Annotated in this window: 29 protein-coding genes; 10 read left to right on the plus strand and 19 right to left on the minus strand. The window is 54.8% G+C overall.

Annotated elements, in window-relative coordinates; all coding sequences use genetic code 11:
- Positions 1-2 precede the first annotated feature (2 nt).
- Positions 3-638, minus strand: coding sequence for a carbonic anhydrase (locus AM410_RS20860; protein ID WP_014169762.1), 636 nt, complete (start codon positions 636-638; stop codon positions 3-5).
- A 72-nt stretch (positions 639-710) separates the two neighbouring features.
- Positions 711-1,493, minus strand: coding sequence for an MBL fold metallo-hydrolase (locus tag AM410_RS20865; protein WP_108648403.1), 783 nt, complete (start codon positions 1,491-1,493; stop codon positions 711-713).
- A gap of 125 nt (positions 1,494-1,618) precedes the next feature.
- On the opposite strand from AM410_RS20865, the gene AM410_RS20870 reads away from it, so the two are divergent.
- A complete protein-coding gene (locus AM410_RS20870; protein ID WP_020884349.1) occupies positions 1,619-1,759 on the plus strand; it encodes a hypothetical protein in 141 nt (46 codons plus the stop codon).
- Between the two features lie 35 nt (positions 1,760-1,794).
- Here the strand turns inward: AM410_RS20870 and AM410_RS20875 are convergent, their stop codons facing one another.
- The 4 genes from AM410_RS20875 to AM410_RS24010 form a co-directional block, all read right to left on the minus strand.
- The gene (locus AM410_RS20875) at positions 1,795-2,274 is read right to left on the minus strand and encodes a GlcG/HbpS family heme-binding protein (protein ID WP_020884350.1); all 480 of its coding nucleotides are present in this window, start codon (positions 2,272-2,274) and stop codon (positions 1,795-1,797) included.
- 89 nt (positions 2,275-2,363) lie between these two features.
- The gene (locus tag AM410_RS20880) at positions 2,364-2,975 is read right to left on the minus strand and encodes a response regulator transcription factor (RefSeq protein WP_014169758.1); all 612 of its coding nucleotides are present in this window, start codon (positions 2,973-2,975) and stop codon (positions 2,364-2,366) included.
- Positions 2,968-4,293 (minus strand): sensor histidine kinase, encoded by a 1,326-nt coding sequence (locus AM410_RS20885; protein ID WP_108648405.1) that lies wholly within the window; start codon positions 4,291-4,293, stop codon positions 2,968-2,970. Before AM410_RS20885 ends, AM410_RS20880 begins: the two co-directional genes overlap by 8 nt.
- Positions 4,294-4,400: 107 nt before the next feature.
- Positions 4,401-4,568: a hypothetical protein gene (locus AM410_RS24010; protein ID WP_014169756.1), complete on the minus strand. Its 168-nt coding sequence runs from the start codon at positions 4,566-4,568 to the stop codon at positions 4,401-4,403.
- A 244-nt stretch (positions 4,569-4,812) separates the two neighbouring features.
- On the opposite strand from AM410_RS24010, the gene AM410_RS20890 reads away from it, so the two are divergent.
- From AM410_RS20890 to AM410_RS20905, 4 genes are read left to right on the plus strand one after another with little or no spacing between them, the layout of a single operon-like run.
- On the plus strand, positions 4,813-5,643 hold the full coding sequence (locus AM410_RS20890; protein WP_020884352.1) for an ABC transporter substrate-binding protein: 831 nt from the start codon (positions 4,813-4,815) through the stop codon (positions 5,641-5,643).
- 1 nt (position 5,644) lies between these two features.
- Entirely contained in the window at positions 5,645-6,460 is an 816-nt protein-coding gene (locus tag AM410_RS20895; RefSeq protein WP_108648407.1) for an amino acid ABC transporter ATP-binding protein, read from the plus strand.
- Positions 6,460-7,206: an amino acid ABC transporter permease gene (locus tag AM410_RS20900; protein WP_108648409.1), complete on the plus strand. Its 747-nt coding sequence runs from the start codon at positions 6,460-6,462 to the stop codon at positions 7,204-7,206. Before AM410_RS20895 ends, AM410_RS20900 begins: the two co-directional genes overlap by 1 nt.
- Complete coding sequence (locus tag AM410_RS20905) at positions 7,190-7,876, plus strand: amino acid ABC transporter permease (RefSeq protein ID WP_108648412.1); 687 nt, start codon at positions 7,190-7,192, stop codon at positions 7,874-7,876. The genes AM410_RS20900 and AM410_RS20905 overlap by 17 nt, the downstream gene beginning before the upstream one ends.
- On the opposite strand, the gene fumD is transcribed toward AM410_RS20905, so the two are convergent.
- From fumD to AM410_RS20925, 4 genes are all read right to left on the minus strand, one after another.
- Positions 7,857-8,066 (minus strand): fumarate hydratase FumD, encoded by a 210-nt coding sequence (gene fumD / locus AM410_RS20910; RefSeq protein ID WP_014831602.1) that lies wholly within the window; start codon positions 8,064-8,066, stop codon positions 7,857-7,859. The genes AM410_RS20905 and fumD overlap by 20 nt on opposite strands.
- Before the next feature lie 108 nt (positions 8,067-8,174).
- Positions 8,175-8,987: a MetQ/NlpA family ABC transporter substrate-binding protein gene (locus AM410_RS20915; protein ID WP_014169750.1), complete on the minus strand. Its 813-nt coding sequence runs from the start codon at positions 8,985-8,987 to the stop codon at positions 8,175-8,177.
- A gap of 28 nt (positions 8,988-9,015) precedes the next feature.
- Positions 9,016-9,684, minus strand: a complete 669-nt coding sequence (locus tag AM410_RS20920; protein ID WP_025204366.1) for a methionine ABC transporter permease — start codon at positions 9,682-9,684, stop codon at positions 9,016-9,018.
- Positions 9,677-10,699 carry a methionine ABC transporter ATP-binding protein gene (locus AM410_RS20925; RefSeq protein WP_020884357.1) on the minus strand — a complete coding sequence of 341 codons (1,023 nt, stop codon included), beginning with the start codon at positions 10,697-10,699 and terminating at the stop codon, positions 9,677-9,679. Before AM410_RS20925 ends, AM410_RS20920 begins: the two co-directional genes overlap by 8 nt.
- 399 nt (positions 10,700-11,098) lie before the next feature.
- Here AM410_RS20925 and AM410_RS20930 point away from each other — a divergent pair, with 399 nt between their 5' ends.
- The 5 genes from AM410_RS20930 (at position 11,099) to lpp (ending at position 15,963) form a co-directional block, all read left to right on the plus strand.
- Positions 11,099-12,469, plus strand: a complete 1,371-nt coding sequence (locus tag AM410_RS20930; protein ID WP_014169746.1) for a pyridoxal-phosphate dependent enzyme — start codon at positions 11,099-11,101, stop codon at positions 12,467-12,469.
- Positions 12,470-12,480: 11 nt separating this feature from the next.
- Complete coding sequence (locus tag AM410_RS20935; protein ID WP_108648414.1) at positions 12,481-13,626, plus strand: trans-sulfuration enzyme family protein; 1,146 nt, start codon at positions 12,481-12,483, stop codon at positions 13,624-13,626.
- A 73-nt stretch (positions 13,627-13,699) separates the two neighbouring features.
- Positions 13,700-13,996 carry a protein YnhH gene (ynhH, locus tag AM410_RS24425; protein WP_419145756.1) on the plus strand — a complete coding sequence of 99 codons (297 nt, stop codon included), beginning with the start codon at positions 13,700-13,702 and terminating at the stop codon, positions 13,994-13,996.
- Positions 13,997-14,003: 7 nt separating this feature from the next.
- The gene (gene pykF / locus AM410_RS20950) at positions 14,004-15,416 is read left to right on the plus strand and encodes a pyruvate kinase PykF (RefSeq protein ID WP_014169744.1); all 1,413 of its coding nucleotides are present in this window, start codon (positions 14,004-14,006) and stop codon (positions 15,414-15,416) included.
- A gap of 310 nt (positions 15,417-15,726) precedes the next feature.
- On the plus strand, positions 15,727-15,963 hold the full coding sequence (gene lpp / locus AM410_RS20955) for a murein lipoprotein Lpp (protein WP_001082307.1): 237 nt from the start codon (positions 15,727-15,729) through the stop codon (positions 15,961-15,963).
- 60 nt (positions 15,964-16,023) lie between these two features.
- Here the strand turns inward: lpp and ldtE are convergent, their stop codons facing one another.
- From ldtE to AM410_RS21000, 9 genes are all read right to left on the minus strand, one after another.
- Positions 16,024-17,037, minus strand: coding sequence for a L,D-transpeptidase LdtE (gene ldtE / locus AM410_RS20960; protein WP_014169743.1), 1,014 nt, complete (start codon positions 17,035-17,037; stop codon positions 16,024-16,026).
- 97 nt (positions 17,038-17,134) lie between these two features.
- The gene (gene sufE / locus AM410_RS20965) at positions 17,135-17,551 is read right to left on the minus strand and encodes a cysteine desulfuration protein SufE (RefSeq protein ID WP_073396627.1); all 417 of its coding nucleotides are present in this window, start codon (positions 17,549-17,551) and stop codon (positions 17,135-17,137) included.
- Positions 17,552-17,565: 14 nt separating this feature from the next.
- Complete coding sequence (gene sufS, locus AM410_RS20970; protein WP_073396626.1) at positions 17,566-18,786, minus strand: cysteine desulfurase SufS; 1,221 nt, start codon at positions 18,784-18,786, stop codon at positions 17,566-17,568.
- Complete coding sequence (gene sufD, locus AM410_RS20975; RefSeq protein WP_108648416.1) at positions 18,783-20,054, minus strand: Fe-S cluster assembly protein SufD; 1,272 nt, start codon at positions 20,052-20,054, stop codon at positions 18,783-18,785. The genes sufS and sufD overlap by 4 nt, the downstream gene beginning before the upstream one ends.
- Positions 20,029-20,775 carry a Fe-S cluster assembly ATPase SufC gene (gene sufC, locus AM410_RS20980; protein ID WP_020884365.1) on the minus strand — a complete coding sequence of 249 codons (747 nt, stop codon included), beginning with the start codon at positions 20,773-20,775 and terminating at the stop codon, positions 20,029-20,031. The genes sufD and sufC overlap by 26 nt, the downstream gene beginning before the upstream one ends.
- 9 nt (positions 20,776-20,784) lie before the next feature.
- The gene (gene sufB / locus AM410_RS20985; protein ID WP_020884366.1) at positions 20,785-22,275 is read right to left on the minus strand and encodes a Fe-S cluster assembly protein SufB; all 1,491 of its coding nucleotides are present in this window, start codon (positions 22,273-22,275) and stop codon (positions 20,785-20,787) included.
- Positions 22,276-22,283: 8 nt separating this feature from the next.
- Complete coding sequence (gene sufA / locus AM410_RS20990) at positions 22,284-22,652, minus strand: Fe-S cluster assembly scaffold SufA (RefSeq protein WP_008500631.1); 369 nt, start codon at positions 22,650-22,652, stop codon at positions 22,284-22,286.
- Positions 22,653-22,965: 313 nt separating this feature from the next.
- Entirely contained in the window at positions 22,966-23,694 is a 729-nt protein-coding gene (locus AM410_RS20995) for a MerR family transcriptional regulator (RefSeq protein WP_020884367.1), read from the minus strand.
- A 188-nt stretch (positions 23,695-23,882) separates the two neighbouring features.
- Entirely contained in the window at positions 23,883-25,103 is a 1,221-nt protein-coding gene (locus AM410_RS21000) for a diguanylate phosphodiesterase (protein WP_047744529.1), read from the minus strand.
- Positions 25,104-25,413 lie beyond the last annotated feature (310 nt).

A 25,413-nucleotide genomic window follows, 5' to 3' on the forward strand; every position in this document is an offset into this window, starting at 1 on the left:
GATTACTCGAAGTAAACCTGCGGGTTATCGGATAAAGAGACGAAGGTTTTCGTCTCTTTATCCAGTGCAAGAATTTTGCCGCTTTCAATGTCATACACCCAGCCGTGAAGACGGATGGCGTTGTTGCGCAGGCCCACCGCCACTGACGGGTGAGTCTTAATGTTGCTCAGCTGCGCAAACACGTTTTCCTGCACCATCGCATTCACTTTATCTATTGGCTTATCCCAGGTTTTCTTCTCAACCACCGCTTTTGCCGCATCGGAATAGCGTAACCAGTGAGAAACCGCCGGCATAGGTTCGAGGTCCGCATTGTCGGCAATGGCTTTCATCGCCCCACAGTTGGAGTGGCCGCAGATAACAATATCGGTCACGCCCAGCGCGACAACCGCGTATTCAATCGTTGCGGAGACACCGCCTGGCTCAGGGCCGAACGGTGGCACGATATTGCCAGCATTACGAATGACAAAGAGTTGTCCTGGCTCTTGCTGAGTGACCAGTTCTGGGACCAGACGGCTGTCAGAGCATGAGATGAACAGCGCTTTGGGATTCTGGCTGGACGCTAAACTGCGGAAGAGCTCTTTACGTTGCGGGAAAATCTCTTTTTGAAAGCTGAGAAAACCTTCAATAATATGTTGCATAGCAATTTCTCTTTTATCTGTTTTAGTTTAGGTATGATCGGGATCACACAAGTAAAGTTTACCCACCGGACTTTACTTCAGACAAGCAATATATTTCTGGCCCGACCGCTGCACAATCTCATCCGCATTCGCCAGGATATTTTGCCCTTCAAAAGCGCCGTACAGGCGAGCGAATTTTTTCCCCACCAGCCGCCCGGTCACGTCTTCGACGCTGCGGGCGGGCAACGGCAGCATATTCGGATAGCTCCACATAAACGAGACGGCATCTTTGCCCGGCGTGACCTGTAGAATATCGCCTGCCAGCAAGACACCACCACCCTCCTGCCAGTGCAGCACCGTTCCGCCAGCGAAATGTCCTCCGAGACGTAATAACGTTACCGCGGGGAAAATGTCCAGCGTATCGCCCTGCCAGAAGTGGAGCATCGGACTGTCGCGCATAACCCACTCGCGATCGTTCGCGTGCAGGTAAACCGGCGCATCGAAAGCCCCGGCCCACTCCTGCATCGTGGTGTAGTAGTGAGGATGTGAAATCGCGATCGCGCTGATGCCGCCGAGCGCCGTGATGACGGTTCTGGTTGCCGGGTCGAGATTCGCAATGCAATCCCAAAGGATATTGCCGTGGGGGGTACGCAGAAGCAGCGCGCGCTGGTTGATGGCAAAAGCGGGCACCGTTTTGATGCTGAGCAACTGCGGCTCAAGCTGCTGCCATTTATTGCTGTGTGTGGTCGTCACCGTCGCAAAATCACTCCACGCCTGGCCGCTGGCCGGAACATACTGGCGTTCATCCTCGCATACAGGGCATCGCGCCGGCGTTGCGTCATAAGAGGTACCGCAGGTTTTACACAGTGTAATCATGAGCTCTCCTCAGCGATAAAGCACTGAGTATGGCAGGGATTATCGTTATGTGCTGCGCGGTACATTGCCGGCTCTTTTTGCCCTATACTGTGCCAGTATCAAAAACCGAACAAAGCAGGTGCCATATGGAAATTGATCTCGAAAACTTGGTCTTTAACGGGCTGGATGAAGCTGAAGAGCGTAACGCGGAACGTCTCGACGACGCTGATAAAAAAGCGCAGTCGATTATCGCCGATGACGACTGCGGTGATGCCTGCAAGATCTGATGATAAAGCACCGGAAAACCCGGTGCTTTTTTATATTATTTCTTCAGCCCGTCAATCGCCGCCTGCGCGCACGCTTCATCCAGATGACCACCCGGCGCACCGCCGATCCCTATTGCGCCGATCACCTCATCCCCCTCTTTCACCGGCAGACCACCGGCCAGCAGCAGGAAGCCCGGAATATCACGCATGTTTTGTGCGCCGGCATTGCTCTGCGCGGCTTCCATAACCTTGCCTGACGCATTTTTTGCACTCAGCGCGGTATAGGCTTTCATTTCGCTGGCTTTTACCGTGTGTGGCCCGGCATTGTCGGTCCGCTGCACCGCTTTGACCACACCGGCGCGGTCCACCACGGTGACCGTCACCTGGTAGTTTTTCGCTACGCAGGCCTGAATGGCGGAGGTCGCCAGCGCGTTGGCCTGCGCCAGGGAGAGGTTTTTCTGGTTCAATGCGTCGGCCTGTGCCGTCAGGCTTACGCTACCGGCGACAAGCGCGGCTGCCATCATTACTTTTTTCATCGCACGTCCTCGAATGATTGAATACCGTTCAATCGTACTCAGACGCGCGATGAGGCGTAATTCGGTTGATTACGCAATTATCCTGGTAGTTATACGGATTGTAATTTGTCGTAATCGCGGATTGCCTGCACCAGGCTGGTCACGCCAAGCTTGGCGAACGCCGCGGCCCGGTGCGCTTCAACCGTTCTGGGCGAGAGGTTCAACTGCAGGGCCACCTCTTTATTGCTGCGTCCTTCCATCAGCACCGCCAGCACCTCGTGCTCACGCGCCGTCAGTTGTTCGAAACGCGCTTTAATCCGCGACGTTTCCTGCCAGCGGGTCAGTCGTCTCTGGCTCTCTTCGAAGGCGAGCCCCACCGTTTCAATGAGCTTATCGGCATCCAGCGGCTTGGTGAAAAACTCAAAGACGCCATTGCGAAAGGCGCGGCGGCAGGCATCAACGGTGCCGTGTCCGGTCATGACGATAACCGGCAGCAGCGGCCAGGGCCATTTGCCCTCCTCCAGCCAGGTCAGCCCGCCTTTTCCCGGCATGCGCATATCCAGCAGCAGACAGCCGACGAGCGCCGCGCGCCCACCGTGCGCTGACGTAAACGCGTCCACGCTTTCAAACCCATTGACCTGCCAGCCCATTCCCGAGAGTAAGAAGGCCAGCGACTCACGGATGGATTCATCGTCATCAATCAGCCAGACTGTGTTATCCACGCCTATTTACCTCTCCACTCGCCAGTTGTAACCGGACCTGCGCCCCGCCCTGGGGCGCATTGCCCAGCGTAATTGCTCCGTTCATGCGCGTCATCAACGACTCCGTTAACGTCATTCCCAGCCCTATTCCTTCCGTCCGTCCGCTGTAAAACGGCATAAAGGCGTTCTGCAAGGCCTCCGGGCTAAAGCCAGGTCCGCCATCGGTGAGGGTGATATAAATCCAGTTTTCCCGTTTCTCGCTGGTTATTTTCACCCACCCTTGCGCGCACTCTTGCTGGGCCTGAATGGCATTACTGAGCAGATTATGCAGCACCTGTTCAAGCCAGAGTCGGTCTGCCAGAACCCGCGTGGCACCTGCCGCGAACGCATGGCTCACCGAGATATGCTCAGAGCGGCGTTCATGTTCCAGGAGATCGACCACCTGCTGCCAGCACGGTTTCAGGTCGATGTCGCGCAAGGTGACTTTTTCCTGAACCACATGTTCGCGAAAGCGGGTTAAGAGCGCGCTGATACGCTGGGTTTGTACCAGCGCGGCAGCCAGCGCCTGCGATACGGCCTGCGGATTCGCCTGCAGTTGTTGGCGCTGAGCACCCTGAATCCAGGTCTGAACGGCAGTCAGCGGCTGGTTAATCTCATGCACGATCCCAGCGGTGATCTCTCCCAGGGTGTTGAGCCTTGCATGCTGGTAATAGTGTGCGCGCTGTTCGGCGTGCTGGCGCTGCCGCCGTTGCCAGAGCAGCAGGCTGGCCGCGGCGATAAGCACTGCCCAGCCGAAGAACAGGAACGGATATACCCACCAGGAGACGGCCAGCCAGTGCGGCTTTGCCGTGGCCATAAGGGTAAAAGGTTGTGTGGGTTGCGTGAAGGTCCGCTGCCAGTGCCAGAAAGCCCCGGCAGGGGGCGCGTTATCTGCGTCATTGAAGCGAATGGCAAGTGCGTCAAAGGTATGTTGGGTGCGGAGCAGCGGCGCAAGATCGATAAGTACGCGGATCTGACGCCAGGGGTTATACAGCCAGTACTGACAATCGCGGGTCGATTCCACACGGGCGGCGTTCAGCGCACGGCCTGAGGTTTTCTCAAGGGCGAGGATGTGCGGGAATTTTTTGCGCAGGGCCGCGAGGTCTTCCTCGCCGTTGAGTAACGGCAAAACAGATTCATTTTGCGTCAGTACGGCGCTAAGGGTGGAATAGCGTGTCGAAAACTCACGATCGCGTTCCCAGAACTGGCGGCGGATCTGTTCGGCATAGAGCAAAACGCCGCTGATGAGGCACACCAGCAGCCAGACAATAACCGTGCGCCTGAAAAGAGTGTTATTCATTCCGTTAACGGGTCAGGAGATTCATCCTGCCGACATTAGCAGTTAACCGTTGTCAGAACAAAATTTCGCACAGCTCATTCCAGTACATTTCGCGCGTGCGGCGCAGTTCAGCGTGACGTTTTATCATGGAACCACTCCGGATCAATGTTGGCAACGTCTACGCCATACAGGCTGGCGACAGGCAGTACGGACTCAAGAACACGTTGCGCGCTGTTCTCCGCATTCGCTGGTCGGGTCGCAAAAAACCGCCGTAACGTGTTTATCCACTTTTTCATCGTCTTTCCCCCTCTCGCTTCACTTGCCCTAAGTTAAACACCCAACCCCCGCACAGGGGAAATACCAAAATCCACTGTCGATGTGCAGGATTTGCAAATAGCCCTCCATTCTTTTACTCACCATTAACACCTTGTTCACTAATGCTTTTTTGCTAATAGCAAAGAACGATTTCTTATTTGGCGAGAGCTTTCGCTTATGGGAGCGTAACGGGGTAAAACAAAAACAACGGGATGAACAATCACTATGGCAGCAAACACGAAAGGGTTTAAAAAAAGGACACTGGTGCTGGGCTTACTGGCGGCAGGCGGTCTGTTCTCAATGCAGGTGCAGGCCGATCAACTGGCGGATATTAAAGCCGCAGGCGTGGTCAAAGTTGCCACCTTTGATGCCAATCCGCCGTTTGGCTCCATCGATGCAAAGACCCATGAGATTGTCGGCTACGACGTCGATTTCGCCAGAGCGCTTGCCAGTGCGCTTGGCGTGAAGCTTGAACTGGTCGCCACCAACCCCGCTAACCGCATTCCCCTCCTGCAGTCCGGTAAAGCGGATTTGATTGTGGCAGATATCACCATTACCCCGGAACGGGCGCAGGTGGTTGATTTCTCCCTTCCCTATTTCGTGACCGGCCAGCAGTTCCTGGTACCGGTAAAAGCTGCCGATACGCTTGAGGCCTATAGCCGGGCGCGCATTGGCGCGGTAAAAGGCACAACGGGTGAACAGGCGCTGCACCAGCGTTTCCCGCACGCCCGCGTGCTCTCTTATGACGATATTCCGCTGGCGCTGACGGCCCTGCGCAACGGTAACGTGCAGGCTATCACTCAGGACAGTACGATTCTGGCCGGTCTGCTGGCGCAGGCGCCGGACAAGGCGAACTTTAAAATCCTGCCCGATCTGCTCAGCAAAGAAGAGATTGGCGTGGGGGTAAAAAAAGGCGAAACCGCTCTGCTGAAAGCCGTCAACGACGAGCTTGTTAACCTTGAGAAGAACGGTCAGGCGGCAAAAATCTATGACGTCTGGTTCGGTCCGGATACCCCCTCCCCACAGCCTCGTGCCTTTAAAATAGAAGCTCAGTAATATGCTCTCAGCGCTTTTTCCATACTCCGCGGCCGGTGCCGCGGATTTTTCACATCTGAAACACGCCAGCGTCGAGTTTCGCGATGTGCAGAAACATTACGGTAACCATCAGGTCTTAAAGGGCATTAACCTCACCATCACGCCAGGTGAAGTGGTGGCCATTCTCGGGCCTTCGGGTTCCGGTAAATCTACCCTGATCCGGCTTATCAATCAGCTTGAAACCCTGAGCGGTGGCGAGATCCTGATCGATAACAAACCCACCGGACGGCTCTCCGGCACCGCGCTGCGTCAGTTGCGCAGCCGCGTCGGGTTTGTGTTTCAGCAGTTCAATCTTTACGCCCACCTCACCGCCAGTCAAAACATCACGCTGGCGCTGGAGCATGTTCACGGCTGGAAGGCCCAGCCAGCTCAGGCGCGGGCGCTGGCACTGCTGGAAAAAGTGGGGATGCTGGAAAAAGCACACCATTTCCCTGCCGAACTTTCCGGCGGTCAGCAACAGCGCGTGGCGATTGCCCGCGCGCTGGCCTCTTCACCGCAAATCATTTTGTTCGATGAGCCGACCTCCGCGCTTGACCCGGAGATGATTGGCGAAGTGCTGTTCGTGATGAAGGCGCTTGCGCACAGCGGGATCACCATGATTGTGGTGACGCATGAGATGCAATTTGCCCGGGAAATTGCCGACCGGATTGTGTTTATCGACGCCGGGCACGTTCTTGAAACCGCGCCACCGGAGCAATTTTTCAGGCAACCGTCGCACCCACGCGCTCAGCGATTCCTGCAAAAAGTCCTGAACCCGCTGCATCAGGAGCATCTCTAATGCCCGCACTTGACTGGCAGGGCGTGCTGACCGGACAGCCCCTGCAGTGGATCGTATCCGGATTTCTCACCACCTTGTGGGTGACGCTCGCGGGGATGCTGCTGGCAACCCTGCTCACGCTGCTTTTTCTGCTTCTGCGCCTGACGGGTGGACGTGTCGGGAACGCGGTCGTCAGTAGCTGGGTGTCGCTGTTTCGCAATACGCCGCTGCTGGTGCAACTGCTGTTCTGGTATTTCGCCGCCTGGAACGGGTTACCGCAGGCGTTCCGGGATGCCGTGAATGCGGATCACCGCTGGTCCGTTTTACCCGGTGACGTCTGGTGGTTTACCCCTGAGTTTTTATGCTCTGCATGGGGGTTAGGCGTATTCACCTCGGCTTTCTTGATTGAGGAAGTGGCATCGGGACTACGTTCAGTCCCTGCCGGGCAACGGGAAGCGGCGCTCGCACAGGGATTTTCCGCGTGGCGCTTGTTTCGTTACATCCTTCTGCCGCAAGGGCTGGCCAACGCCTGGCAACCCGTTGTCGGGCAGTATCTCAATCTGATGAAACTCTCATCGCTCGCCAGCGGCATTGGCTTTGCCGAACTGACCTATCAGGTGAGACAGATTGAAAGCTACAACGCCCATGCGCTGGAGGCGTTTACCGTCGGCACCGTCCTGTACCTGCTTACCGGTATGCTGATGGGGGCGGTGCTGGTGCGCCTCGGCCCAATCTCAGGGAGGGGAAACCATGCTTGCCGGACTTAATGTCATTACCGATAACCTGGATTACCTGCTCTGGGGACGTGCAGCAGTCGGTGAGCCTGGCGGGGTCTTGCTCTCGTTGCTGATGGCGCTGGGCGCGGCGGCTCTCGCCCTGCCCGGTGGAATTGCTCTCGCGTGCCTGGCCTGGCGTTTTACGGGGCTTGTGCGCAAGGCGCTCTTTGTATGGGCGGAGTTAATTCGCGGGATCCCGTTAATCTTTGTGATTTTCTGGATGTGGTATCTGCTGCCGCTCATCACCGGCGGCGATCTCCCGGGGGCGCTCACCGTCACGCTGGCCCTGGCCTGGTTTACCACGGCTTCGGTTATGCATTCAGTACTGGCCGGACTCAGCGCCTTACCGTCAGGGCAGTACGAGGCCGCCCTGTCTCAGGGTTTCAGTACCCGGCAAACGCTGTCGCGCGTGCTGCTGCCGCAGGCGCTGCGCAATATTCTGCCGTCACTGGTGGGGATTTTTATCAGCCTGCTGAAGGATACGTCGCTGGCGTTTATTGTGAATGTCCCTGAGCTCACCACGGTGGCCGGCCAGGTGAACAACCGGGTGCAAATTTACCCGGCGGCCATTTTTATCTTTACGGGTGTGGTCTATTACCTGCTCTGCTGCTCCCTTGAGCAGCTTGCGAAACACTGGCGCTTCAACCGGCCAGTGCTTTGACCACGGTTTCCATCGCCTGGGTGGTTAACTCACTACGTTTTACGCGCTGGTTCGCCAGCGCCGTACGCAGCACCCCCGCAATGACAATATGCTTCGGCTCCTGCCCCAAATCACGCATCTCCAGAACGACCTTCCCGACCACCCGACACATCTCCTGATACAGCGCTTCGTCTTTGGTCACATTACCCATCGTCATCACTCCATTGCCCTAAACTCTCAGCTTAAATGATTCATCGCCCGGATACAAAAAAGAAGCCCGGCGAGAGTCCCGCCGGGCTTCATTCGTAAAATCAATAAATTAGTTGTTTACCGGGATCACTGCGCCTTTGTATTTGGTGCGGATCCAGTCCTGGATCGCTTTGGAGTGCAGAACGTTCACCAGCGCGACGATATCTTTCTTCTTCTCGTCACCACGATGCACGGTAATGATATTGGCATACGGGTTATTTTCACCACTCTCTACCGCAATCGGGTCATGTACAGGATCAAGGCCCGCATCAATCGCGTAGTTGGCGTTAATCACGACCGCGTCACCTTCGTCGTTGTTGTACATCTGTGGCAGCAGAGAGGCTTCCACGTTAGGCGTGAACTGCAGTTTTTTCGGGTTTTCCACGATATCGCTGATACGCGCGGTCACTTTGTCGATGCCCGGCTTCAGTTTGATCACCCCCTCTTTTTCGAAGATAGAGAGAATGCGGCCCTCTTCAGATACAGCATCACGCATGATGATTTTGCCGCCCTGCGGCAGATCTTTCAGGGATTTGTATTTTTTGGAATAGATCCCGATTGGCTCGATGTGGATCGCGCCCGCGCTGACAAAATCATAATCCTTATCACCGGCGTGATCTTTCAGCACGCTGTTCAGGTAAGGAATATGCTGGAAATAGTTAGCGTCAATATCATGACCCGCCAGCGCGGTGTTGGGCAGAATGTAGTCCTGGAAAGGTTTGATCTCCAGATCGATACCCTGCTTCGCCAGGATAGGCTTCGCCTGCTCCAGAATTTCGGCGTGCGGCGTGTTGGATGCCCCCACGGTCAGGGTATCAGCCCAGGTGGCAAAGCTCAGGGCGCTCAGGGTTGCTGCGGCGATCAGTGTCAGTGTTTTTTTCATGATGATGGTTCCTGTGTGTTATTAGAGATTATCGTTTATCTAACAGTGAGGTCAGGACGTCGCCGCAGAACTGGATAATGAAAACGATGATCAGAATGGTCACCGTCGCCACCAGCGTGACGTCGCCATGGTTGCGCTGGAATCCTTCCAGATAAGCCAGATTTCCCAAACCGCCTGCGCCAATCACCCCCGCCATGGCGCTGTAACTCACCAGCGCAATCAGCGTTACCGTAATACCTGATACCAGTGCAGGTGATGACTCCGGCAGTAAAACCCGAAACACCAGGGTGCTCAGCCGTGCGCCCATTGAGCGCGTGGCTTCAATAACCCCCTTGTCCACTTCACGCAGGGCAATTTCGACCAGGCGTGCGTAGAACGGTGCCGCACCGACAATCAGAGCCGGCAGCGCCGCGTTTGCGCCAAGAATGGTGCCGACAAGGGTTTTCGTGAACGGGATCAACAGCACAATCAGAATGATGAACGGGATAGAACGAAACACGTTCACCACAATTGAAATCACGCTGTAGACCGCGCGATTGTGGAACAACCCGCCGCGCGCGGTTAAAAACAGCGCCAGGCCAAGGACGATCCCAAGAACAAAGGTTGCCACGCCGGAAAGGGCAGTCATGTACAGCGTTTCCAGCGTCGCCGCCCAGAGTTGCTCCCACTTCAGATGAGGAAAAAGCGTCTCAGCCATGTTTAATTACCTCGCCTTCAATATCGCTGTGCTTCAGGTCGGCGAGGATATTGCTCAGTTGTTCATCCGATGCCACGACGTGTACCCAGAGTTGCCCAAATACGCCGTGGGCCGTTTGGGTCATTTTTCCGTGCAGAATGTTAAATGGCAGGCCGTAGCGCAGAGTCAGCTCGCCCACGATCGGCTTATGGGTGCTGTGGCCCGTAAAGGTCAACCTGATGACGCTACCTTCAAGGTCAGCTGCCAGCTCCGTATTAAACGTCTCTTCCTCGGCATACTGGCTCACCTGGCGGACGAACTGCTGAGTGATAGGCTGCTGCGGACGGGTAAAGACGCTCAGCACCTCCCCCTCTTCCACCACTTTGCCGTTCTCCATCACCGCCACGCGGTCGCAAATTTTGCGCACCACGTGCATCTCGTGCGTGATCAGCACAATGGTCAGCCTGAAGCGGCGGTTAATGTCCAGCAGCAGATCGAGGATCTGATCGGTGGTCTGTGGGTCGAGGGCTGACGTGGCTTCATCGCAAAGCAATACGTCGGGGTTATTGGCCAATGCACGCGCAATCCCCACACGCTGTTTTTGCCCGCCGCTCAGCTGCGAGGGATAGGCGTTCTCGCGACCCTTCAGCCCAACGAGATCGACCAGTTCAGCCACGCGGGCCTTAATGTTGGCTTTTGGCACACCGGCGATTTGCATTGAGAACGCGATATTCTCACTCACCGTGCGCGACCAAAGCAGATTGAAGTGCTGGAAGACCATGCTGATCTTCAGACGCGCCTGGCGCAGTGCTTCGCCCTTTGCGGCAGAAATGTCCTGTCCGTTGATGGTCACACTGCCACGAGTGGGTTTTTCCAGTCCATTCAGCAAACGAATAAGAGTACTTTTACCCGCGCCGCTGTAACCGATAATGCCGTATATCTGCCCCTGCTCTATCGTCAAATTGACGTTATCAACGGCAGTGAGTGCAACCTTCCCGTTGTCAAAAACCTTCGAAATATTGCTGAGTACAATCATTCTTATGTGTAATCCGTCCCGCGCATGGCGGTTTAGCAGTATGGATGTCCAAATGATAGTAAACAGGCGTTATCACCTTTTAAATGAACAAAAAGGAATTTGTTATAACTTGCAGGAATAAATAGCGGTTTTCGCGCCGGCAGGCATTTAGACCAATTTCAGAAATGATTATCTGGCATGTGCATATCAGCGGTTCATCACCTGATGAAAACGGTTAATTTTGCAGCATTTTTGACTGATATAGCCATCCTCACATCCAGAGCACTTTACGTCTTGCTATCCCTCCATCCAAAAACGGCATTTATATTCTTTTCTGTTCTAAAACGGAGTGAAGGATTCTTTAAGGGGTTAATTTCCCCGCCCTATCATCCTGTCATGACCTCCTGAAAGGAAAACACCATGACGATTTACCACTCCGTCACCGAACTGATTGGCCACACCCCGCTTATCCAGCTGCATAAGCTTGATACCGGTCTCTGCTCGTTGTTTCTGAAGCTGGAAAACCAGAACCCGGGCGGTTCGATTAAAGACCGCGTTGCACTGTCGATGATTAACGAAGCGGAGCGCAACGGCCAGCTCCAGCCAGGCGGTACCATCATTGAGGCGACGGCGGGAAATACCGGTCTTGGCCTGGCCTTGATCGCCGCGCAGAAAGGCTATTCGCTGATCCTGGTGGTGCCAGACAAAATGAGCCGCGAGAAGATTTTCCACCTGCGGGCACTGGGGGCTCAGGTGGTACTGACCCGCTCCGATGTCAATAAGGGCCACCCTGCCTACTATCAGGATTACGCGCAACGTCTGGCGAATGAACTGCCGGGGGCGTATTACATCGATCAGTTTAATAACGAAGCCAATCCGCTGGCGCACCGCACCACCACCGCGCCTGAACTGTATGAACAGCTTGACGGTAAGATTGACGCCATCGTCGTCGGCGTGGGGTCTGGCGGGACGCTGGGTGGGCTACAGGCATGGTTCGCTGAGCACTCACCGCAGACTGAATTTGTGCTGGCCGACCCGGCCGGTTCGGTCCTGGCCGATCAGGTAGAAACGGGACGCTACCAGGATGCGGGCTCGTGGCTGGTTGAGGGGATTGGTGAAGACTTTATTCCTCCGCTGGCACACATCGAAGGGGTGAATCGTGCCTGGCGCATCACCGATCGCGAGGCTTTCACCACCGCCCGCGAGCTGCTGAAAACGGAAGGTATCCTGGCAGGCTCCTCCAGCGGCACCCTACTGGCGGCTGCGCTGAAATATTGCCAGGCACAGACCACCCCGAAACGGGTTGTGACCTTCGCCTGCGACAGTGGCAACAAATATCTCTCAAAGATGTTCAACGATGACTGGATGCGCCAGCAGGGTTTGATCTCCCGGCCGCAGGCTGGCGATCTCTCCGACTACATTGCCCTGCGCCACGATGAAGGCGCAACCGTCACCGCCGCGCCAGATGACACCCTCTCCACCGTACTGGCGCGGATGCGTTTGTATGATATCTCCCAGCTGCCGGTTCTGGAGAACGGTCAGGTCGTGGGCATCATTGACGAGTGGGATCTTCTGCGCCATATCGGTGGCGATGGCGACCGCTTCTCGCTTCCCGTGACCGCGGCAATGACCCGTCAGGTGGAGTTCCTCGATAAAAACGCCCCGGAAAGCGCCCTGAACGCCATTTTCGATCGCGGTCTGGTGGCGGTCATTAATGACAATGACCGCTTCCTGGGCCTGATTACGCGCAGCGATGTTCTTACCGCCTGGCGCAACCGTCTTCAGCAATAAAGGAATACACGATGAAAAATCTGGCAACCCTGAGCGTACACAGCGGTGAGTTTAACGATCGGCATGGCGCGGTCATGCCCCCGATTTACGCCACCTCCACGTTTGCGCAACCGTCACCCGGCGAGCACACCGGCTATGAATATTCGCGCAGCGGCAACCCGACCCGCCATGCGCTGGAAACCGCCATCGCCGAACTGGAAGGCGGGACCCGCGGCTATGCCTTCGCTTCCGGCCTCGCCGCCATCTCTACCGTGCTTGAACTGCTGGACAAAGACAGCCATATCGTCGCCATTGACGATGTTTACGGCGGAACCTGGCGCCTGATTGAAAACGTGCGCAAACGTAGCACCGGCCTGCAGGTGAGCTGGGTCAAGCCGAACGATTTGGCCGGTCTTGAAGCCGCCATCCGGCCGGATACGCGAATGGTATGGGTTGAAACGCCAACCAATCCGTTGCTTAAACTGGCGGATCTGGCGGCTATCGCCGATATCGCCCGTCGTCATCACGTCATCAGCGTGGCCGATAATACCTTCGCATCGCCCGTCATCCATCGCCCGCTGGAAACGGGTTTCGACATCGTCGTGCACTCTGCCACCAAATACCTGAATGGTCACTCGGACGTGGTCGCCGGACTGGCAGTTGTGGGGGATAACGCCGCGCTGGCGGACAAGCTTGCCTACCTGCAGAACGCAGTCGGCGGTGTACTGGATCCGTTTAGCAGCTTCCTGACGCTGCGCGGTATTCGTACGCTGTCGCTGCGGGTAGAAAAACACAGCACCAACGCGCTGGCCATTGCGCAATGGCTGGAGCAACAGCCGCAGGTCGAAAAGGTATTTTATCCGGGGCTGGAATCACACCCGCAATATTCGCTTGCCCGCACGCAGATGGCGCTGCCGGGCGGCATGATTTCTCTGGTGGTGAAAGGTGATGCGCAACGGGCCACAGAGGTGATCCGCAAACTGAAATTATTCACCCTCGCAGAAAGCCTGGGTGGCGTGGAAAGTCTGGTCAGCCAGCCTTACAGCATGACTCATGCTTCGATTCCGCTTGAGCAGCGGCTGGCCAACGGCATCGTACCGCAGCTGATTCGCCTGTCCGTGGGCATTGAAGATGCCAAAGACCTGATTGCCGACCTCAGCCAGGCGCTGAAAAACTAAGCAAAACGCGGCAGGTCACGCACCTGCCGCGATAAGATGTCATCTAACCTTAACGCCTTGATAACAATCTCATGTGGATCTGCACAGATTATTTTTGAAACGCTGTTTTCATTTTCCTTTTATCTTAAAATCAGCGTATAATGCGCGCCTAATCCCTGGTGAATGGTTTCAGCGCTTGGAATACAAAAAACAACGTACAACTACTCCTCTCCTTCGTTGGGCTGTCACTCAGGCACACTTTCTTCTGCACGCTCATTTGATGTCTCCTATCCTTAGTGCGTGTCATATACTCTTTTGCAACACAGGTTTGACTCCGCGGCGGTGCGCCCCCGGAGCGAGATTTCCATATCCTTCCCAACTTAAAGACTAAGACTGTCATGAAAAAGACGAAAATTGTTTGTACTATCGGCCCGAAAACCGAATCTGAAGAGATGCTGAGCAAAATGCTGGACGCCGGCATGAACGTTATGCGTCTGAACTTCTCCCACGGTGACTATGCTGAACACGGTCAGCGTATCCAGAACTTGCGCAACGTGATGAGCAAGACCGGTAAAAAAGCAGCCATCCTGCTGGATACCAAAGGTCCAGAAATCCGCACCATCAAACTGGAAGGCGGTAACGACGTCTCTCTGAAAGCGGGCCAGACCTTCACCTTCACCACTGACAAGACTGTTGTCGGTAACAACGAAATCGTTGCGGTCACCTATGAAGGTTTCACCAGCGACCTGTCCGTTGGCAACACCGTGCTGGTAGACGATGGTCTGATCGGCATGGAAGTGACCGCCATCGAAGGTAACAAGGTTATCTGTAAAGTGCTGAACAACGGCGACCTGGGTGAAAACAAAGGCGTTAACCTGCCAGGCGTTTCCATCGCGCTGCCAGCCCTGGCTGAAAAAGACAAACAAGACCTGATCTTCGGTTGCGAGCAAGGCGTCGACTTCGTTGCGGCATCCTTCATCCGTAAACGTTCCGACGTGGTTGAAATCCGTGAGCACCTGAAAGCGCACGGCGGCGAGAAGATCCAGATCATCTCCAAAATCGAAAACCAGGAAGGCCTGAACAACTTCGACGAAATCCTCGAAGCGTCAGACGGCATCATGGTTGCACGTGGTGACCTGGGTGTTGAAATCCCGGTTGAAGAAGTTATCTTCGCGCAGAAGATGATGATCGAGAAGTGTGTTCGCGCGCGTAAAGTGGTTATCACCGCAACGCAGATGCTGGACTCCATGATCAAAAACCCACGCCCAACCCGCGCAGAAGCTGGCGACGTGGCTAACGCCATCCTCGACGGTACCGATGCAGTCATGCTGTCCGGCGAATCCGCGAAAGGTAAATACCCGCTGGAAGCCGTTGGCATCATGGCGACCATTTGCGAACGTACTGACCGCGTGATGACCAGCCGTCTGGACTTCAACAACGACAGCCGCAAACTGCGTATTACCGAAGCAGTCTGCCGCGGTGCGGTAGAAACCGCTGAGAAACTGGAAGCGCCTCTGATTGTGGTTGCCACCCAGGGCGGTAAATCTGCTCGCGCAGTCCGTAAATACTTCCCGGACGCGACGATCCTGGCGCTGACCACCAACGAAACCACTGCCCGTCAGCTGGTGCTGAGCAAAGGCGTGGTTGCGCATCTGGTGAAAGAAATCGCGTCTACCGACGATTTCTACATTCAGGGTAAAGCGCTGGCGCTGGAAAGCGGCCTGGCACAGAAAGGCGACGTTGTGGTCATGGTTTCTGGTGCGCTGGTACCAAGCGGAACCACCAACACAGCATCTGTTCACGTGCTGTAATAATTCCCGAACGAATTAATTTTCATAAAAAGCGTCCTCCGGGACGCTTTTTTTATTTCATGCATTAGCCAAAGTCATTCAAAAAGCAAATCGGGTTTCTCTATTTAATTGCGAATTATCTAAGATGAATCCGATGAAAAATGCCTTTTTTTACAGAGCTTTTTGCCAAAAAAGGGCCGATTCGATGCTTCTTTGAGCGAACGATCAAAAATAGGCGTATTCCCATCAAAAAAATATTCTCAACCTAAAAAACTTTGTGTAATACTTGTAACGCTACATGGAGATTAACTCAATCTAGAGGGTATTAATAATGAATCGTACTAAACTGGTACTGGGCGCGGTAATCCTGGGTTCTACTCTGCTGGCTGGTTGCTCCAGCAACGCTAAAATCGATCAGCTGTCTTCTGACGTTCAGACTCTGAACGCTAAAGTTGACCAGCTGAGCAACGACGTGAACGCAATGCGTTCCGACGTTCAGGCTGCTAAAGACGACGCAGCTCGCGCTAACCAGCGTCTGGACAACCAGGCTACTAAATACCGTAAGTAATAGTACCTGTTAATAAAATGGCGCACATTGTGCGCCATTTTTTTTGTCTGCGTCAAACCCCTACTGCGTCACCTTCTCACCGTCATTTTCCGCGACCACAGCGGATGTCCGACTGTTCTGTACTGACAACACGTTCTGACGCGCTGACGCGCCGTTATCGGCCGACACGGCTACCGGGATCCCCGCGCGGCGTGACAAGGCTTTATCGATAAGCGCTTTATCACTTCCTGACTGCGAGACAAACGTCGCAAAGTCTGCGGAATGCGAAATGGGTGTCATCTGGGGGTTTTCACCCTCAACCTGGGCCAGCGGACGATGCACTTCAATATAGCGTTTACCGTCAGGCTCGACGGAGAACTTCACCGGCTCATTAATGATTTGCACCCGCGTGCCGACCCGCACCTGCTCAAACAGCGCTTTGATATCCGGCGCATTCATGCGCATACAGCCAGAGCTGACCCGCAGGCCGACGCTGTCCGGCGCACTGGTGCCGTGTATCAGGTATTCCCCGTGACCCACGCCTAAACGCAATGCAAAGCGTCCTAGCGGGTTATTTGGCCCGGCCGGGACCACGGGCGGCAATTTGATGCCCTGCTCCAGAGAGCGCGCTCTGATGCCCGGTGTTGGGGTCCAGGTAGGATTAGGGATCTTCTGGCTGACCCGGGTGGTGGTGACCGGCGTTTCCAGTCCCAGTTGCCCAATGCCGAGCGGGAAAACCTGAACGATGTTTTCGCCCGGCGGGAAGTAGTAAAGCCGCAGCTCCGCCAGGTTCACGACAATCCCCTCACGGGGCGTGTCGGGCAACAGCATCTGCGAAGGGATCGTGATCACCGTCCCCGGCGCAGGGTTTACCGGCGCAATGGTATTATTGGCTTCAAGGATAAGCTGCGCTGCAGTATTAAACCGGCGAGCGATGGTCTGAAGTTTATTATCCCCTTCCTGTATCGTGTAGGTTTGATTTTGCCCAATCAGACGGCTGCCTGCGGGCGGCAACGGGTAATCCATCGCGCGGGCCGAATTAAGAGCACCGAGCGAACCCAGGAGTAATAGAGTTATTAGAGACGCGCGCTTCATGCTGAGATTCCTTATTCACTGGCCGGATGCCAGAAAGCTGAAAAACCAGCGAGGCGGGAACCACCTCGCGAAACAGAATGAATGCTGTTCTGTAAGTCTAGCTAAGGATTGCAGCTTTGGCGCGGATGGCGCGAATCATCGCTTCCAGCCCCTGGGAACGGGACGGGGTGAGGTGTTGGGTCAGGGCCAATTTTTCAAACCAAGGGCGGACATCAAAAGCGACAATATCCTGCGCTGACATCTGGTGATAGAGAATAAATACCACCGCAATAAGCCCTTTCACAATAGCGGCATCGCTGTCGCCCTGTAATTCGATCACGCCGTCGCGCGTCTGCTCCATCACAATCCAGACCTGGCTCTGGCAGCCCTGAATAATATTTTCCGGGTTGTGTGCCTCTTCTCTGAGCGGTGGTAAACGCTGGCCCAGTTCAATGATATAGAGGTATTTCTCTTCCCAGTTTGCGCAACGCCCGAAGTTACGCAGTAATTTTTCTTTATCCGGCAAATCTGCCATCTGTCGCCTCTCCGTTAGCCCAGCAACTGGTGAATACGTTTAAGCCCCGCCACCAGCCTGTCGACCTCTTCCGTTGTGTTGTACATCACCAGCGATGCGCGGCACATCGCCGGCACCTGGTAAAACGCCATCAACGGCATAGCACAGTGGTGTCCGGTACGCACGGCCACGCCGTAATTATCGAGGAAACTGCCCACATCGTATGCATGGTGTTTACCCAGATTGAACGCAATCACCCCCTGGCGATCCGCCGGGCCATACAGGGTCAGCGCCGGTACGCTGGCAAGCTCCTGCAGCGCGTAGTGCATCAGCAGGTGTTCGTACTCCTGAATCGCGTCAAGGCCAACAGACGTGACATAGGCGATGGCCGCCCCCAGCCCGATAATCCCGCCGGTATTCGGCGTGCCAGCTTCAAAGCGCCACGGTGCGCGTGCGTAGGTGGTCCCTTCAGAGAGACTGACGGTCGCGATCATCGAGCCGCCCCCTTCCCACGGTGGCATCGCCTGCAGAATATCTTCTTTCACGTACAGCACGCCAATCCCGGTCGGCCCGTAGAGCTTGTGCCCGGAGAAGACGTAGAAATCGCAGTCCAGCGCCTGGACGTCGACCGCGTGGTGCATGACCGCCTGCGCACCATCAATCAGCACCTTCGCGCCAGCCTGGTGGGCTTTCTCAATAATCGCTGCCACCGGGTTCTCGGTTCCCAGCACGTTAGAAACCTGGGTCACGGCCACCAGCCGCGTACGCGCATCCAGCAACGCGTCAAGTTGCTCAAGCTGCAGGGTGCCATCAACGTTCAATGGGATCACCCTCAGTTGCGCACCGACACGCTCACAGAGCATCTGCCACGGCACGATATTGGCATGGTGCTCCATCTGGGTGATGATGATGTTATCCCCCGCGTGGACCTGCGCGTTGCCCCAGCTGTTGGCAACAAGGTTGATCCCCTCGGTGGTACCACGCACAAACACCAGTTCCTCTGGCGAGCGTGCATTGAGGAAAGCGGCGATTTGGGTACGCACATTTTCCATACGCTGGGTCGCCTCCGCACTCAGGGTGTGGATCCCCCGGTGCACGGCAGCATAACCGTGGCGGTAGAATTCCGCTTCCGCGTCGATCACCTGATTCGGTTTCTGCGCACTGGCCGCACTGTCCAGATACGCCAGGGGCAGACCGTTCACTTCACGGGTCAGAACCGGAAAATCTGCCCGTACTTTCTCTACGGGAAAACTCATGCTTCGCCTCCAGGCAGACGCTGCCCGATACGGGCCAGCACCTGCTGTTTTAACAGGCCATCGTGCAGCGCTTCCGTCAGTTCAGCGGCAAACGCATAGATAATCATTTGTTGCGCCGCCTGCTGGTCGATACCGCGGGAGCGTAAATAGAACATCTGTTCGTCATCAATTCGCCCGACCGTCGCGCCATGGCTGCACTTCACGTCATCAGTATAGATTTCAAGCTGTGGTTTGGTGTCCACTTCCGCCAGGCGTCCCAACAGCAGGTTGTTGTTGGTCATCTGCCCGTCGGTTTTAATCGCGTGCTGCGCCACGTTAATCAGGCCGTTAAACACCGCCCGTCCTTTGTCGCTGACAATGGTTTTGTGCAGCTGGCGACTGTTACAGTAGCCTTTGTTATGCTCAAGCCAGGTGCGTGTATCGCACACTTGCGTTTTAACCGGCATCGCCAGGCTGTTGATGCGAAGCGTTGTATTCTCGCCGTTAAGCTGCGTGCTGGTGTTGTGGCGCAGTACTGCGCCGCCCAGCAAAAAGCTGTGGCTGTATGCCGCGGCATCTTGTCCAAGCAGCATGTCGTTATGCGCAAAGTGGTGGCTCTGCGGGTTTTCAAACGCCAGTTTGATATGGTGAAGCTGGGCATTGGCGGCAACATGCATTGTCAAACGCGCCCCGGTAAAGTGCCGGGCCTCGTTGAGGCTGACGTAATGCTCAATCACCGTGGCCTCCGCCCCTTCCGCCAGCTCAAGATGGTGGCGGTAGTGAGCAGTGTTGATCTCGTCGCCGTCTGCTCCCTGAGTGATGTGCATCAGCAGCAGTGGTTTTACCGGACGCTGGTTACGCTTAACGCGAATATGCGTCACGCTCCGCGCCAGGCTCTCGGTGAGATGCAGGAAGACCTCGGGCTGTACCGGGGCGCTCAGGCTCTGACGGTCATCGTTAATGGCAATCTCAAACCCACAGTCCTGGGTGCTGTCACTCAGCTCAGGGCGGAACTGACCATCGACGAAGACCAGACGCACGGCATCCACGGTCAATGCCAGGGCATCGCGCTGCGCCGGGCTGATGTCTGCCAGGCGGGTGACAAACTCGCCGTTCAGCAGGCCATCAAGCGGCGTGTACTTCCAGTTCTCCTGCTTGCGTGACGGCAAACCGAGACGCAGCATCTGCTGCAGGTGCTGTTGCGCCTGTTCCGAGCGCGTATTGCCCTGCGCTTCAAACAGACGGTGCCACTGCTGGAGCGCATTACTGCTGTTCGGTAAGCCAGCCATAACCCTGCTCCTCCAGTTGTTTAACCAGCGTGAAATCACCGGATTTCACAATACGCCCCTGGTAAAGCACATGGACGTAATCCGGCTTGATGTAATCCAGAATACGCTGGTAGTGAGTGACGATGATGAACGCGCGTTTGCCGTCGCGCAGGGAGTTCACCCCGTCGGCGACAATCTTCAGGGCATCGATATCCAGACCGGAGTCGGTCTCATCCAGAATGCACAGTTCAGGCTCAAGGACCGCCATCTGCAGAATGTCGTTACGCTTTTTCTCGCCGCCTGAAAAACCGACGTTGACCGAGCGGGTCAGCAGGTCTTCCGGCATTTTCAGCAGCTTAATCTTCTCTTCCATCAGGTCCTGGAAATCAAAGCGGTCCAGCGCCTCCAGTCCGCGATATTTACGTACCGCGTTCAGCGCCGTTTGCAGAAAGAACTGGTTACTCACCCCCGGGATCTCCACCGGATACTGGAAGGCCATAAAGATACCTTCACCGGCCCGCTCTTCCACCGACATCTCCAGCAAATCTTTGCCGTTAAACTCGACCGACCCGTGGGTCACTTCGTAATCTTCGCGTCCTGCCAGCGTCGCGGAGAGCGTACTTTTCCCGGAGCCATTGGGCCCCATAATGGCGTGGACTTCACCCGGTTTGACGTCAAAATTGAGACCACGCAGGATCTCTTTGTCTTCCACGCTAACCTGTAAATCTTTAATACTTAACATGTGCTTTCCTTAACCGACGCTGTGTTCAAGACTAATGGCGAGGAGTTTCTGGGCTTCAACGGCAAATTCCAGCGGCAGTTCAGAGAACACATCCTTACAGAAGCCGTTCACAATCATTGAGATGGCATCCTCCTCACTGATCCCGCGCTGCAGGCAGTAGAAGAGCTGATCTTCCCCAATACGTGACGTCGTCGCCTCGTGCTCAAGCTGGGCGGTATTGTTACGGCATTCAACGTACGGGAAGGTGTGTGCCCCGCAGTCTGCGCCAATTAACATTGAGTCACACTGGGTAAAGTTTCGGGCATTGGTGGCCGTCGGCATGATTTTGACCAGCCCACGATAGCTGTTCTGACTGTGCCCGGCGGAGATGCCTTTGGAAATAATGGTCGACCGGGTGTTTTTACCGATGTGGATCATCTTGGTACCCGTATCTGCCTGCTGATGGCCGCTGGTCAGCGCCACGGAGTAGAACTCACCGATCGAGTTATCCCCACGCAGAATACAGCTCGGGTATTTCCAGGTGATCGCAGAGCCGGTTTCCGACTGGGTCCAGGACATTTTGCTGTTTTCGCCTTCGCACAGCGCACGCTTGGTCACGAAGTTCAGAATACCGCCGGTGTTGCCATCGCCCGGGAACCAGTTCTGCACCGTGGAGTATTTCACCTCGGCATCTTTATGGATGATGACTTCAACCACCGCGGCGTGAAGCTGGTAGCTGTCACGGACCGGTGCAGAGCACCCTTCAATGTAACTGACGTAGCTGCCTTCATCGGCCACCAGAATGGTGCGTTCGAACTGACCGGTTTTTTCCGCGTTGATGCGGAAATAGGTCGACAACTCCATCGGGCAGCGAACGCCTTTTGGCACGTAGATAAAGGTGCCATCAGACGCTACCGCCGCATTAAGCGCGGCAAAAAAGTTATCGTTACTTGGCACCACGGTGCCGATGTACTTTTTCACCAGCTCAGGGTGCTCGTGAATCGCTTCGCCGAAGGAGCAGAAAATAATCCCCTGTTCTGCCAGTTTTTCACGGTAGGTTGTCGCCACTGAGACGGAGTCAAAAATGGCGTCCACCGCCACCTCTTTCCCTTCGCGAACGGGCACACCCAGCTGGTTAAACGCCTCTTCCACTTCTTTGCTCAGGAAGCTGTTGTCCGCACCGGTTTGCTGCACCGCGCCAGGCTGTGAGGCGCAGGTGTCGTCGCAACTCCCGCAGGATGGCGCAGAGTAGTAGCTGTAATCCTGATAGTTCAGCTTGTCATAATGCGCTTTCAGCCAGTGAGGTTCCTCCATTTCCAGCCACGCCCGGAAGGCGCTCAGCCGAAACTCAAGCATCCACTCAGGTTCATTGCGTTTGGCCGAGATCGCCCGGACGACATCTTCATTGATGCCTTTCGCCAGTTCATCGGTCTGCAGCTGGGTAAAGAACCCCTCTTTATAATTGAGGTGGCCGCCGCTCCAGGTGTTAACATCACTCGTTGCTTCAGTATTACGTGACATAGTACCGCCTATACCCCAAAGCTTTCGCCGCACCCACATTCGTTCTGGGCTTTCGGGTTATGAAATTTGAATAACTGGTTTAAACCTTCACGTACGTAGTCCACTTCCGTGCCGTCAATAAACGGCATGGCCTGCAGGGCGACATACAATTTTGCGCCGTCAGTTTCGAATACCAGATCATCCTTCTCGGGTTCTGTGACGGTATCGAGCACGTAACCGAATCCTGCGCAGCCGGTCTGTTTCACCCCCAGGCGCACGCCGAGGATCTCTGGCTTTTTCGCCACCAGTTCGTGAATATGTGCCGCCGCCGCTGGCGTGAGCGTTAAGCCACGCCAGGCGAAGTCGGCAGGATTGAAGGTTTCTGAATGCAGTTCCATAGGTCCACCTCATCTAATAAGCCCCAGGGCATAACACCATGTTAGTGATAACGATTATCACTTCAACCCTCTGTCAGCAGGGGCATTGGGCTAAATCGCCCTTTTTGCATACTTTTATTAAGCATAGACCCTGTCAGCGGATGCGGGCGGGATGGATTTAATTGTTCAATACTTTGAAAAATAATGGGTTATCGAATCAGAAAAGTGGAGTAAAGGGGAAAAGTAAAATATGCATCGGAAATGCCTATTTTTAAGATAGATTTTATCCAGAGAAACGACGGGCAAAAAAAAAGGCCTTCAAGGCCTGCGGAAATTAATGATGAAAGGAGACAACAAAACCCTGTTCACGCCAGTGGTCAAGCAGTTCCTGCTGACGCGGCGTCGGCGCTTTACCGGTCCAGACGAAAATTCTTTGCCCAGGAAAAAGCTCCGGACGAGGGGAATCAATCGGGTCGGCCAGCACATCAATATGCCACCCCTTTTGTGCCAGACGCGCAGCCTCAAGCCACAAGTGGGTGCGGTCATCACACTCCCAGCCAATAAGCAGAGCATCTTTACCGGCTTTCTTACGTGACTCCGCCAGGCTTGCGACAGCAAACTCTATCAGCACACCGTCAAGCAGGCTCGCCATATGACGCACCGTATTTTGATCCTGATTCATTCGCTGACGAACGGGAGAAATAATATTATCGATAAGCGCATCCATCGCGTGATCGCGGCGGAACTCGCCTATTTTGGCGCGCAGCTTTGCCGGGCTGGCATAACGCAAAACCGTCATCATCTCTTCCTGGATTGATGCCCAATTACCCTGAGTCATCACTTCTTTGTTTTCCAGCAAGCCTTTGACTTTGCCGACCGAAACGCCGCTTTTCATCAGGCGTTTGATCTCTTCAATACGCAGGATATCTTCATCGTCAAACTGACGATGGCCCCCTTCGCTTCGCTGCGGCTTCAACAATCCATAACGGCGCTGCCAGGCACGCAGCGTAACGGGGTTGATACCGCATCGTTCGGCCACTTCGCCGATACTGTAATAGGCCATTAACTCCCTCACGCTTAGAACTTCCATACCCAACCAGACCAACCTTATCAGATTGTACAAACCATTTGTATAACTAAGGCCTCTTTTTGAGCGGGTGAAGGGTATACAAGTTCCTTCACCCGTTAATGTATTGTTGTACAAATTTTGCCGCGCGTACAGTCAAGCTTGCAGGTTTATGTACAGCTTTCTCAAAATTCAAACTTCTTCTCTGGCCACGCGATCGCCGGAATTCCCCCGTGACGCGGGCTGGCAAACAGATGCCCCTGGAACTGGGAAATGCCTGCAGACTCCAGCCACATCCACTCTTCAGGCTTCTCAACGCCAACGGCACAGAACTGGATCTCCAGCGAGGAACAGCAGGTGATAATCGCCTGAATGATGGCCTGCCGCGGGCCGCTTTTGTGCACATTCGCGACCAGATCGCGGTTAATCTTAATTCTGTCAGGCTGGAATTGCGCCAGTAACTGCAGACCGGCAAAACCGGCACCAAAGTGATCGATGGTTACGCTGATACCGGCACTTTTTAGCTGCCTGACCGAATGGGTAAACTCTTCAAAACGGGAAATCGCTTCGCTCTCGGTGAATTCCACCACAACCTGCTCCGGCACAAAGCCATTCGCGTCAATGGCCGTCAGCAGGAAATCCACGGCGCCAGGCACGTTGACCAGCGTCATGGGCAGCAGGTTAATGGATAATGTCTGATCCTGTAATCCCAGTGCGCTCGCCATGGAGAGCGCGACCTGCTTGCTTTTCAAATCAGAGGCGTACACCTCTTCACGAGGAATTTGGGCAAAATAGGCCCCAGGCGATTCACCGGTGGGCGTGCGGATCAAGGCCTCCCAGGAGACGACCTGCTGCATAAACGGATCCACGATAGGCTGGAACGCAAAGCTGCAATCCGCACCTTTAGCCACCACCTCCGGTTGCGCCGATAAAGGCGTCTCTTCCGGGATAAAATCCCAGGCATCTGCAGGGGGCAGTTCAAAGTAGTTGGCTTTCTCCGTGGCCTCCACGAAAGTGCGGAAAAACTGCAGGGCGCGATCGCTATATGTCAGCTGATACCTGCTGGTGCCTTTGTCGAGAACCTGCTGAAGCACCTCTTCCCTGTCGAACTGACGCAAGTCAAAAAGCTCCATGCCAACCTTGCCGAAGCGTCGGGAGGGGCCGTGATCGCGCATCAGCTCCACCACGTTATGGTGGCGCGTGTCCTGGCAAATCTGCTCGTAAATGGATGAAACGTTTTCCGCTGGGCCTTCGAGCAACTGAAAAAAATGCGTGCCGTTAAACAGCAAGATCCCCGTGACATTGGATTGCCGGTTTTTACTATTTGCAGCAGCTACCATGTTTTCCAGCGCTTTCACTGGAACGTCCTCGCAGATATGACTGCGGTATATGATGGTTGTAAGCATGCTTATCCTGAAGGGGGTTAGGGGTTGGCCACAAAAACACGTCGGTAAACATCTGTTATAGCATATTAATTACGTGACAAATAATTTACATCTCAACCATTTACGGCACCTAACGCATCCGTTTCCTGCGTTGTACAACTTATCCATCACCGTGCGTATTGTACAATATATTCTGTAACGGAAATGCTTCATTTTCATGACCCAACCACCTGATAAACATATAATTTATAAAATATATCACAATTATTTTAAAAAATTGTACATTTTCTATGTACAGATTTGGAAATTGTGTATACCTTAAATGTAACGT

It is taken from the genome of Enterobacter cloacae complex sp. FDA-CDC-AR_0164 (assembly GCF_003071645.1).
Taxonomy (GTDB): domain Bacteria; phylum Pseudomonadota; class Gammaproteobacteria; order Enterobacterales; family Enterobacteriaceae; genus Enterobacter; species Enterobacter ludwigii.

Coding starts and splice junctions, on each gene's coding strand:
- AM410_RS20860 (WP_014169762.1), bottom strand. CDS start 638: ATGCAACATATTATTGAAGGTTTTCTCAGCTTTCAAAAAGAGATTTTC.
- AM410_RS20865 (WP_108648403.1), bottom strand. CDS start 1,493: ATGATTACACTGTGTAAAACCTGCGGTACCTCTTATGACGCAACGCCG.
- AM410_RS20870 (WP_020884349.1), top strand. CDS start 1,619: ATGGAAATTGATCTCGAAAACTTGGTCTTTAACGGGCTGGATGAAGCT.
- AM410_RS20875 (WP_020884350.1), bottom strand. CDS start 2,274: ATGAAAAAAGTAATGATGGCAGCCGCGCTTGTCGCCGGTAGCGTAAGC.
- AM410_RS20885 (WP_108648405.1), bottom strand. CDS start 4,293: ATGAATAACACTCTTTTCAGGCGCACGGTTATTGTCTGGCTGCTGGTG.
- AM410_RS24010 (WP_014169756.1), bottom strand. CDS start 4,568: ATGAAAAAGTGGATAAACACGTTACGGCGGTTTTTTGCGACCCGACCA.
- AM410_RS20890 (WP_020884352.1), top strand. CDS start 4,813: ATGGCAGCAAACACGAAAGGGTTTAAAAAAAGGACACTGGTGCTGGGC.
- AM410_RS20895 (WP_108648407.1), top strand. CDS start 5,645: ATGCTCTCAGCGCTTTTTCCATACTCCGCGGCCGGTGCCGCGGATTTT.
- AM410_RS20900 (WP_108648409.1), top strand. CDS start 6,460: ATGCCCGCACTTGACTGGCAGGGCGTGCTGACCGGACAGCCCCTGCAG.
- AM410_RS20905 (WP_108648412.1), top strand. CDS start 7,190: ATGCTTGCCGGACTTAATGTCATTACCGATAACCTGGATTACCTGCTC.
- fumD (WP_014831602.1), bottom strand. CDS start 8,066: ATGGGTAATGTGACCAAAGACGAAGCGCTGTATCAGGAGATGTGTCGG.
- AM410_RS20915 (WP_014169750.1), bottom strand. CDS start 8,987: ATGAAAAAAACACTGACACTGATCGCCGCAGCAACCCTGAGCGCCCTG.
- AM410_RS20920 (WP_025204366.1), bottom strand. CDS start 9,684: ATGGCTGAGACGCTTTTTCCTCATCTGAAGTGGGAGCAACTCTGGGCG.
- AM410_RS20925 (WP_020884357.1), bottom strand. CDS start 10,699: ATGATTGTACTCAGCAATATTTCGAAGGTTTTTGACAACGGGAAGGTT.
- AM410_RS20930 (WP_014169746.1), top strand. CDS start 11,099: ATGACGATTTACCACTCCGTCACCGAACTGATTGGCCACACCCCGCTT.
- AM410_RS20935 (WP_108648414.1), top strand. CDS start 12,481: ATGAAAAATCTGGCAACCCTGAGCGTACACAGCGGTGAGTTTAACGAT.
- pykF (WP_014169744.1), top strand. CDS start 14,004: ATGAAAAAGACGAAAATTGTTTGTACTATCGGCCCGAAAACCGAATCT.
- lpp (WP_001082307.1), top strand. CDS start 15,727: ATGAATCGTACTAAACTGGTACTGGGCGCGGTAATCCTGGGTTCTACT.
- ldtE (WP_014169743.1), bottom strand. CDS start 17,037: ATGAAGCGCGCGTCTCTAATAACTCTATTACTCCTGGGTTCGCTCGGT.
- sufE (WP_073396627.1), bottom strand. CDS start 17,551: ATGGCAGATTTGCCGGATAAAGAAAAATTACTGCGTAACTTCGGGCGT.
- sufS (WP_073396626.1), bottom strand. CDS start 18,786: ATGAGTTTTCCCGTAGAGAAAGTACGGGCAGATTTTCCGGTTCTGACC.
- sufD (WP_108648416.1), bottom strand. CDS start 20,054: ATGGCTGGCTTACCGAACAGCAGTAATGCGCTCCAGCAGTGGCACCGT.
- sufC (WP_020884365.1), bottom strand. CDS start 20,775: ATGTTAAGTATTAAAGATTTACAGGTTAGCGTGGAAGACAAAGAGATC.
- sufB (WP_020884366.1), bottom strand. CDS start 22,275: ATGTCACGTAATACTGAAGCAACGAGTGATGTTAACACCTGGAGCGGC.
- sufA (WP_008500631.1), bottom strand. CDS start 22,652: ATGGAACTGCATTCAGAAACCTTCAATCCTGCCGACTTCGCCTGGCGT.
- AM410_RS20995 (WP_020884367.1), bottom strand. CDS start 23,694: ATGGCCTATTACAGTATCGGCGAAGTGGCCGAACGATGCGGTATCAAC.
- AM410_RS21000 (WP_047744529.1), bottom strand. CDS start 25,103: ATGCTTACAACCATCATATACCGCAGTCATATCTGCGAGGACGTTCCA.